This is a genomic window from Elioraea rosea (assembly GCF_007644105.1).
GTDB classification, from domain to species: domain Bacteria; phylum Pseudomonadota; class Alphaproteobacteria; order Acetobacterales; family Acetobacteraceae; genus Elioraea_A; species Elioraea_A rosea.
In genome coordinates this window covers 1-3,182 of sequence record NZ_VFAC01000082.1, presented here as the reverse complement: position 1 = coordinate 3,182, position 3,182 = coordinate 1, and the positions used below count along the sequence as shown (strand labels likewise).

General features: G+C 71.0%; 3 protein-coding genes and 1 pseudogene. All 4 read left to right on the top strand.

From position 1 onward, the window contains the following. Window positions 1-380, top strand: a 380-nt coding sequence (locus FIF60_RS21830; RefSeq protein ID WP_162616883.1) for a cell envelope integrity protein TolA, incomplete at its 5' end; no start/stop codon positions are given. Window positions 381-456: 76 nt separating this feature from the next. Then, the gene (tolB, locus tag FIF60_RS21335; RefSeq protein ID WP_144300302.1) at window positions 457-1,842 is read left to right on the top strand and encodes a Tol-Pal system beta propeller repeat protein TolB; all 1,386 of its coding nucleotides are present in this window, start codon (window positions 457-459) and stop codon (window positions 1,840-1,842) included. A gap of 170 nt (window positions 1,843-2,012) precedes the next feature. Further along, on the top strand, window positions 2,013-2,480 hold the full coding sequence (gene pal, locus FIF60_RS21330; RefSeq protein ID WP_144300301.1) for a peptidoglycan-associated lipoprotein Pal: 468 nt from the start codon (window positions 2,013-2,015) through the stop codon (window positions 2,478-2,480). A gap of 208 nt (window positions 2,481-2,688) precedes the next feature. Beyond that, window positions 2,689-3,182 (top strand): annotated as a pseudogene (locus FIF60_RS21325) (tetratricopeptide repeat protein); the annotation flags it as partial.

Sequence of the window (3,182 nt, the reverse complement as noted above, 5' to 3'; positions counted from 1 at the left end):
AGCCGCCGAGGCCCGCCCAGCCCCAGGGCGGGGCGCCGCGCGCCGCCGGCGCGCCGGGCGGCACGGCGGCGACGCCTGGCCTGACCCGCGGCGAGATCGATGGGCTCTCAAACAAGATCAGCGAGTGCTGGTCGGTCGATCCCGGGATGATGGGGCTCTCCGACATCACGGTTGAGATGCGCGTCAGGCTTCGCCCGGACGGGTCTGTCGTGCAGGTGATCCCCGCGCGCTCCTACTCGGGACGCGAGCAGATCGTCGCCGAGCAGGCGCGCCGCGCGTTGCTCAGCCCGCAGTGCAACCCGCTGCCTATACCGCGCGAGAAATACCCGACCGTTGAAGCAAGTGTGTTCCGCTTCAGCCCACGTGGGCTGGTGCGGTGACGGGCCTTGGGCTAAGCAACCGGTGCCCCGGGAGCCCGTTTCCAAGAACGAGACGGCCGCAGGACCAGGACCGACGATGACCCCGTTTTCCGATCGCCCGCGCCTCCTCACCGACACGCAGGTTGAGGCGCTTAGAACCCTGTCGCTCTCCCGTCGCGCGCTGCTCGGCGCCGGCGCCGCCTCGATCGCCGCGGCCGGCCTGCCCGGCACGGCCTCGGGCCAGGGCGCGGTGATCGACATCACCCGCGCGCGGACCGACCCTCTTCCCGTCGCCATCACCGACTTCCAGGGCGCCCAGCCCTATGGGGCGCAGATCGCGCAGGTGATCAGCGCCAATCTCGCGCGCTCCGGCCTGTTCCGCCCGGTCGACCGGCGTGCCTTCGTCACGCAGGGGCAGGAAGCGACGCCCCGCTTCGCCGACTGGCGGGCGATCGGCGCACAGGCGCTCGTCACCGGCCGCGTCGAGCAGCAGGGCGACCGGCTGCGCGTCGAGTTCCGCCTGTGGGACGTCCTGCCTGGGCAGCAGATCCAGGGCACGGCCTACACCACGCCGGCCGCGAACTGGCGGCGCATCGCCCATATCTGCTCGGACGCGATCTACGAGCGGCTGCTCGGCGAGAAGGGGTATTTCGACACCCGAATCGTCTATATCGCCGAGAGCGGGCCGCGCGACAGGCGGATCAAGCGACTCGCGATCATGGACCAGGACAGCGAGAATCACCGCTTCCTGACCGACGGCTCCTGGCTCGCGCTGACACCGCGCTTCCACCCCTCGGTCAACCAGGTCGCGTTCATGTCCTACCTGCGGAACGAACCGCGGGTGTATCTGTTCGAGATCGACACGGGGCGGCAGTCCCTGCTCGGCAACTTCCCCGGCATGACCTTCGCGCCCCGGTTTGCCCCCGACGGCAACTCGGTGCTTCTCTCCGCGATCCGGGGCGGCGATGCCAACGTCTACTCGATCGACCTTCGCACGCGCGCCGAGCGGCGGCTGACCTCCGGCCCCTCGATCGACGTCTCGCCCTGCTACAGCCCAGACGGCCAGCAGATCACCTTCAACAGCGACCGCGGCGGCAACCAGCAGCTCTACGTGATGAATGCCGACGGCTCGAACGTCCGCCGCATCAGCTTCGGGCAGGGGCGGTACGCGACGCCGGTGTGGTCGCCGCGCGGCGACCTGATCGCCTTCACCCGAATCGCGGGCGGCAATTTCGCCATCGGCGTGATGCGGCCCGACGGCTCGGGCGAGCGGATCCTCTCCGAAGGCTACCAGATGGAGGGGCCGACCTTCGCGCCGAACGGCCGCGTGCTGGCCTTCTACCGCGAGAGCCCGGCACGCGACACGCGCGGTGGCGGCTACTCCGCGCGGCTCGTCTCGATCGACATCACCGGTTTCAACGAGCGGGCAATCCCGACGCCGACGGACGGGTCGGATCCGGCCTGGTCACCCCTCCTGCCGTGAGGCGACTGAGGCGTGTACGCCGTCGAGGGCAGCCATGCGGCAGCATCGTTGCCACTTCGGACGTGAGATTACTTGACCGGACCAATGCCGCGCTGTAGGTGCGCGCCAATACAACCGACACGAGCCATGCCGGTGCATGCCCCGATGGTCGAGGAGAAAAGAGAGAACCGATGAAGACGAAGCTTCTTGGCGTGTTCGCCGCTGCCGCGCTGCTGGCCGCCTGCGAATCCACCCCTGACCAGTCCGCCGCCGGCGCCGGCCAAACGAGCGGCGGCCCGCGCCCCGGCTCGCAGGAAGACCTCGTCGTCAATGTCGGCGATCGCGTCTTCTTCGACTTCGACCGCTATGACGTGCGCGCCGACGGCCGCCCGACGCTCCAGCGCCAGGCCGAGTGGCTGCAGCGCTACAACACGGTGAACGTCCAGGTCGCCGGCCACACCGACGAGCGCGGCACGCGGGAGTACAACCTCGCCCTCGGACAGCGCCGCGCCAACGCAGCGCGCGACTTCCTCGTCGCGCAGGGCGTGTCGGGCGCGCGCGTGTCGACGATCAGCTACGGCAAGGACCGCCCGATCGCGCTCGGCTCCAACGAGGAAGCCTGGGCGCAGAACCGCGTCGCCATCACCTCGGTTCGCTGACCGCGCCGCCCCCGGGCGCGTCGAGGCTCATTCGCCGGCGGCTCCCTCGCGGGGGCCGCCGGTTTTCTTTTGCGCGCATCGCAACTTCGTGCGGCCGCTTGCGCTCGCATGCGCATCGGCCTACCGCTTCGGAAACGGGCGGGAAGGCGCCCGCGGCTCGCACGGGAAGGGGGCAGGAACGGTGTTCGACGTGAGTGGAGCACATCGCATGCGGCTCGGGGCGGTGGCCTTGCTAGTCGGCGTCTCGCTGTTCGGCGCGCCGGCCGTCGCGCAGATCGACAGCCGCGAAGGCATCGCGCTGCAGAACCAGATCCAGGAGCTGCGCCGCGACATCCAGGCGCTGCAGCGCGGCGGCGGCGGAGGCGGCGGCGGTAGCGCGATCGCGCCTCCCGTCGCGGTCGGCGCGGCAGGCGGCACCACGGCGCAGCAGGAGCTGCTCACCCGCCTGCTCGAGCGCGTCTCCGCGCTCGAGACCGATCTTCGCCTGCTTCGCGGGCGGAGCGAGGAGAACCAGAACGCGATCCGCCAGCTCCAGGCCGCGGTCGAGAAGAACGCCGCAGACACCGATTACCGCCTGCAGCAGCTCGAGCAGGGCGGCCAGCGCCCCGCTCCCGCACGGCCCGCGCAGGGCGGGACGCAGCAGGGGGCGGCGCCCGCCCAGGGCGGCCAGCAGGCCGCGCTTCCCCGCCCGCCGGCGGCACC

Excerpts from the sequence above, each read along its gene's own strand:
- pal (WP_144300301.1), top strand. The coding sequence starts at position 2,013 with ATGAAGACGAAGCTTCTTGGCGTGTTCGCCGCTGCCGCGCTGCTGGCC.
- tolB (WP_144300302.1), top strand. The coding sequence starts at position 457 with ATGACCCCGTTTTCCGATCGCCCGCGCCTCCTCACCGACACGCAGGTT.